Here is a 4,646-nt window from a genome sequence, read left to right on the forward strand (position 1 = left end):
GCCGCGTGCGATGCACGCCCTGGTACTCGCCATGGCTGATGATGTCGCGCTTGACCCTGGCGCCGGCGATCATCTCTTCCATGTTGCGGCGGCGCACCTCTTCCAGCGGGCGGCCTGTCAGCACGTGGACATGCCAGGGCTGGGTGTTCATCGACGACGGCGCGCGCTTGGCGCTCTCGATGATCGCTTCGATTACCGCACGTTTCACCGGCTTGTTCTTGAAGCCGCGCACGCTGCGGCGCGACTGGACCAACGCTTCGAATTCCAACTCGAGACCTCCCTGCCCGTTCATCCCGCGGCATTGCCGTTGCCGATGCGGCGCGCGAAATCTATGCTAAGCCGCAAGCAAGACCAAGAACCCTGGCAAGAATCCCGCGAGGACCTGCAAATGGCCGCACCGCTCGATCCCGTCATCGCCCAGATCATTCCACTGCTGCCGCTGCGCGATCCCACCACGATGACGCCACAGAGCGCCCGCGATTCCTTGCGCGCACTGGCTGCCGCGCGCGCGGCCGTACCGCCGCCGCCGGTCGAGACCGTGCAGGATATCAAKGTGAAAGGCGGCGCCGGCCCACTCGATGCACGCGTGTACCGAATCGGCACCGATCCCGCGCCGACCGTGGTGTTTTTTCACGGCGGCGGCTGGGTCGCGGGCGACATCGAGACCCATGACCGGCAGGCGCGCAACCTTGCGATCGAGACCGGCGCGGTCGTCGTCTCCGTCGATTATCGTCGCCCCCCGGAGACGCGCTTTCCCGGCGCCTTCGAGGATGCCTTCGCCGCGGTGAGTGACATCTTCAACCGCGTCGCGGAATTTGGCGGCGACGCAAAACGCCTCGGCGTTGCCGGCGACAGCGCCGGCGGCAATCTCGCAGCCGCCACCGCGATCGCCTGCCGCGACGCCGGCATCAAGCTCGCCGCGCAACTCCTGGTCTATCCCGTGACCGACGTCCTCGGCGCTTACGCCGATGCGCGCGAGAACGCGCGCTATCCCTCGCGCGCGGAGAATGCCGACGGCTATTTCCTCACGCGCGCCACGATGCAATGGTTTTGCGGCCATTATCTCGCCGAACCCGGCCATGCCAAGGACTGGCGGGTCTCACCGCTGCGCGCTGCATCCCTTGCAGGTGTCGCACCCGCGGTCGTGACCACCGCCTGGTTCGATCCGTTGCGCGACGAGGGCGCGGCCTACGCGCAGGCGCTCGAAGCCGCCGGCGTACGGGTCAGGCATCATGAGGGGCCCGGCCTGATCCACGGCTATTTCGGCTTGGGCGACGCCTCGGACGTCGCCAGGGCTGAGGCGCAGCGCGCGCGGGCCGATTTCAAGGCGCTGCTCGTGCGGGGCGTGTGATCACGTTGCGATCAGGCCCGACCGATTTGCCAGCTCATCTTGTCCGTCTCCTCATCGGCCTCGTCGCCTCGCTGGTGCCGGTCGCGGCCGTCTCCGCCGCACCGCAGACGGTCTATTTTCGCAGCGCCGACAACCGCACCGCGCTCGTCGGCTACCTGTTCCAGCCAACGACGCCGGGCCCCTGGCCTGCCGTCGTCATGCTGCACGGCCGCGGCGGCCCCTACTCCAGCAACAACAATTCCGGCTGCACGTCCGTCGGCGCCGGGACCACTTCGCCCTGCGACGCCACCACCTTGTCCAAGCGCCACAGGATGTGGGGCGAATACTGGTCGGCGCACGGTTACCTTGCCTTGCTCCCGGACAGTTTCGGCCCACGCGGCAAGGCGCACGGCTTCGGCCGCTTCACCCACGACGATCCCGACCGTGCCGACGTCAACGAACTGACCGTGCGCCCGCTCGATGCCGAGGGGGCGCTCGCTTATCTGCGCGGACGCAATGACGTGATCGGCAGGCAGGTCTTCCTCCAGGGCTGGTCCAATGGCGGCAGCACCGCACTGAACGTGATGATCCGGCAGGGCGACAAGACAGCCGGTTATCGCGGCGCGCTCATGTTCTATCCGGGCTGCGGACGGAAGGCACTGGTCGCGCCGACCATCTCCAGCGCCGCTCCAATCGCGATGTTTCTCGGCGCCGACGACGAAGAGGTCTCGTCGCAGACCTGCCAGCAATTCGCCGACCGCTCGCGGCAGGCCGGAAGCCCGATCGACGTCACGACCTATCGCGGGGCAACCCACGGTTTCGACGAGCCCTCGTCCCGGCGGCAGTCGACGCCCGGGAATCAGGCGGCGATGAACGACGCGCGCGTCAAGGCCATTGCCGCCCTCGATCGCTGGAAAAAATGAACCGCGCGAAGACGCGTCGGCGCCGATCCTGCTTGATTGCGCCACGATTCCCGGCTCCAATCCGCTCGCCATTTCTGGTTTAGGGAGACACCCATGATGAAGCGGATTTTCCTGGCTGCGATCGTCGCGACCTTTGCAGCGGGATCGGCCTTCGCGCAAGAAACCTGCGAGAGCAAGGCGGTCGGCAAGGACGGCAAGCCGCTCGCAGGCGCAGCCAAGACCTCGTTCCTGAAGAAGTGCAAGGCCGACGCCTGCACGCCCAAGGCCGTCAGCGCCGACGGCAAGCCGCTCGCCGGCGCCGCCAAGAACAGCTTCATGAAGAAGTGCGAAGTCGGCGCATAAGGCGCCGCGAATTCGCTGCTTCCTAGGCGAACATTAGCTCCAAGAATTCGTCATGGCCGGGCTTGTCCCGGCCATTCGCATATGTGTTGCCCCATCCCCAGCGTCCGAACCAAATCATCCAAAAGCATCGCCACTCTGGACAGAAGGCCTCGGCTGACGGATCATGCAGTGCCGAGCGAACCGGGGCGCATCGACGAGGCTTTCTAGCAAAGGAATACCGAGATGTGGCAGTTTCGAGTGYGTCATCACATGATCGCGACAATGAGCTTGCTCTTCGCGCTGCTCATCAGTCTTGACGTCGCGAACGCGAGGGGCCCCGGTCTGCCCAACGTCATGGTTCTGGCAACCGGTGGCACGATCGCCGGCAGCGGGGCGAGCAGCACCACCGTGGTCGGCTACACCGCAGCCACGGTGGGCATAGAGACCCTCCTGAACGCCGTTCCCGAACTGAAAACGGTGGCTAACGTCAAGGGCGAGCAGGTTTTCCAGATCGCCAGCGAGAACATGAACAATGACTACTGGCTCAAGCTCGCCAAGCGCGTCAACGCGCTCCTCGCGCAAGACGACGTCGATGGGATCGTGATCACGCACGGGACTGATACGATCGAGGAAACCAGCTATTTTCTAGATCTCGTCGTCAAGAGCAAGAAACCTGTCGTCATCGTCGGCGCGATGCGGCCGTCGACAGCGATCAGCGCGGATGGGCCGATCAACCTCTTTAATGCGGTGATCCTCGCAGGCAGTGACGAGGCCGTCGGCAAGGGCGTACTCGTCGCGCTCAACGATCAGATCAACGCAGCTCGCGACGTGACCAAGAACAACACCTCGACGGCAGACACCTTCCGCACGCCGGAACTCGGCTTCCTCGGCTACATGCAGGGCAACAAACCGTACTTCTATCGTCAATCGACGCGCCGGCACACGGCGGACTCCGAATTTGACGTCTCCAAGCTCGATGTCCTGCCGCAAGTCGACATCGTCTACGGCTACGCCAACATGAACCGGGTCGCGATCGACGCTTTTGTCGCCGCCGGAGCCAAGGGGATCGTGCATGCCGGGGTGGGTGACGGCAGCCTGGCTCGGCCCGCGGTCGAGCCGGCTCTCGACGAGGCCCGCAAGAAGGGTGTCGTGATCGTTCGCAGCAGCCGTGTCGGAAACGGCATCGTCGCACGCAACGGGGAGGCCAAGGACGACGAACACGACTTCGTCGTCTCGGATACGCTGAATCCTCAAAAGGCGCGTATTCTGCTGATGCTGGCGCTGACCAAGACGACCGACACCAAGGAGATCCAACGGATGTTCTATACTTACTAGACCGTCCGAAGTGCGGTCGCCCTACTCCCGCTTGAAACGATAGTCAAAGGCGGCGCCGAGCGGCTTGATCAGCCCGACGGTCGGCGCCGGAAAATGAATCGGCAGGATCAGCGTGTCGGCGACGGAAGCAAAACATTTTCGCCGCGACACCGCCGACTGCTTCGCATCCCAATCCGGCCTCGCCGAGGCCGCATTCGTTGCTTCACCGCTTTGTTCGTGCTGGCTTGCTGCCTGCCGATTGGGGCGGCGTCGGCGAAATCAACGGCAGCTTCGGAGAGCGCGGAGATTGAATCCCGGATGGAGCGAAGCGAAATCCGGGACAATGCCCGTTATGACCTCAACCCCGGCGCTTCCTGCCCCGTGCGCGCGACATACTCCGTGTAGCCGCCGCCAAACTGGTGGATGCCTTCGGGCGTCAGCTCCAGTACCCGGTTCGACAGCGTCGCCAGGAAGTGCCGGTCGTGCGAGACGAACAGCATGGTGCCCTCGAAATCAGACAGCGCCGTGATCAGCATCTCCTTGGTGGCGAGGTCGAGATGGTTGGTCGGCTCGTCCAGCACCAGGAAGTTCGGCGGATCGAACAGCATTTTTGCCATCACGAGGCGCGCCTTCTCGCCGCCCGAGAGCACGCGGCAGCGCTTCTCGACGTCGTCGCCGGAGAAGCCGAAGCAGCCGGCGAGCGCGCGCAAGGAGCCCTGCCCCGCGGTCGGAAACGCGTCTTCCAGCGACTGGAACAC

The 4,646-nt window shown here is 64.7% G+C and carries 6 protein-coding genes and 1 pseudogene; 4 read left to right on the plus strand and 3 right to left on the minus strand.

The genetic code is table 11. The features are described from left to right. Positions 1-268, minus strand: a 268-nt coding sequence (locus AC1D00_RS27835) for a nitroreductase family protein (protein WP_477012858.1), incomplete at its 3' end; no start/stop codon positions are given. A gap of 120 nt (positions 269-388) precedes the next feature. Between AC1D00_RS27835 and AC1D00_RS27840 the strand changes: the two genes are divergently transcribed. From AC1D00_RS27840 to AC1D00_RS27855, 4 genes are all read left to right on the plus strand, one after another. Then, entirely contained in the window at positions 389-1,351 is a 963-nt protein-coding gene (locus AC1D00_RS27840; protein ID WP_477012859.1) for an alpha/beta hydrolase, read from the plus strand. 26 nt (positions 1,352-1,377) lie between these two features. Further along, positions 1,378-2,253, plus strand: a complete 876-nt coding sequence (locus AC1D00_RS27845) for a dienelactone hydrolase family protein (protein ID WP_477012860.1) — start codon at positions 1,378-1,380, stop codon at positions 2,251-2,253. 93 nt (positions 2,254-2,346) lie between these two features. After that, positions 2,347-2,595 (plus strand): hypothetical protein, encoded by a 249-nt coding sequence (locus AC1D00_RS27850; protein WP_038970146.1) that lies wholly within the window; start codon positions 2,347-2,349, stop codon positions 2,593-2,595. A gap of 261 nt (positions 2,596-2,856) precedes the next feature. After that, positions 2,857-3,909 carry a type II asparaginase gene (locus tag AC1D00_RS27855; RefSeq protein WP_049812146.1) on the plus strand — a complete coding sequence of 351 codons (1,053 nt, stop codon included), beginning with the start codon at positions 2,857-2,859 and terminating at the stop codon, positions 3,907-3,909. Between the two features lie 21 nt (positions 3,910-3,930). Here AC1D00_RS27855 and AC1D00_RS27860 read toward each other — a convergent pair. Both AC1D00_RS27860 and AC1D00_RS27865 read right to left on the minus strand, forming a co-directional pair. Further along, positions 3,931-4,095 (minus strand): annotated as a pseudogene (locus AC1D00_RS27860) (MBL fold metallo-hydrolase); the annotation flags it as partial. Positions 4,096-4,238: 143 nt separating this feature from the next. Further along, positions 4,239-4,646 (minus strand): ATP-binding cassette domain-containing protein (locus AC1D00_RS27865; protein WP_477012861.1); only part of this gene is annotated, 408 nt, incomplete at its 5' end.

Source organism: Bradyrhizobium sp. P2_E8 (genome assembly GCF_056403875.1).

Bases quoted from the DNA above. Each gene is read 5' to 3' on its own strand.
- AC1D00_RS27855 (WP_049812146.1), top strand. From the start codon at position 2,857: ATGAGCTTGCTCTTCGCGCTGCTCATCAGTCTTGACGTCGCGAACGCG.
- AC1D00_RS27850 (WP_038970146.1), top strand. From the start codon at position 2,347: ATGATGAAGCGGATTTTCCTGGCTGCGATCGTCGCGACCTTTGCAGCG.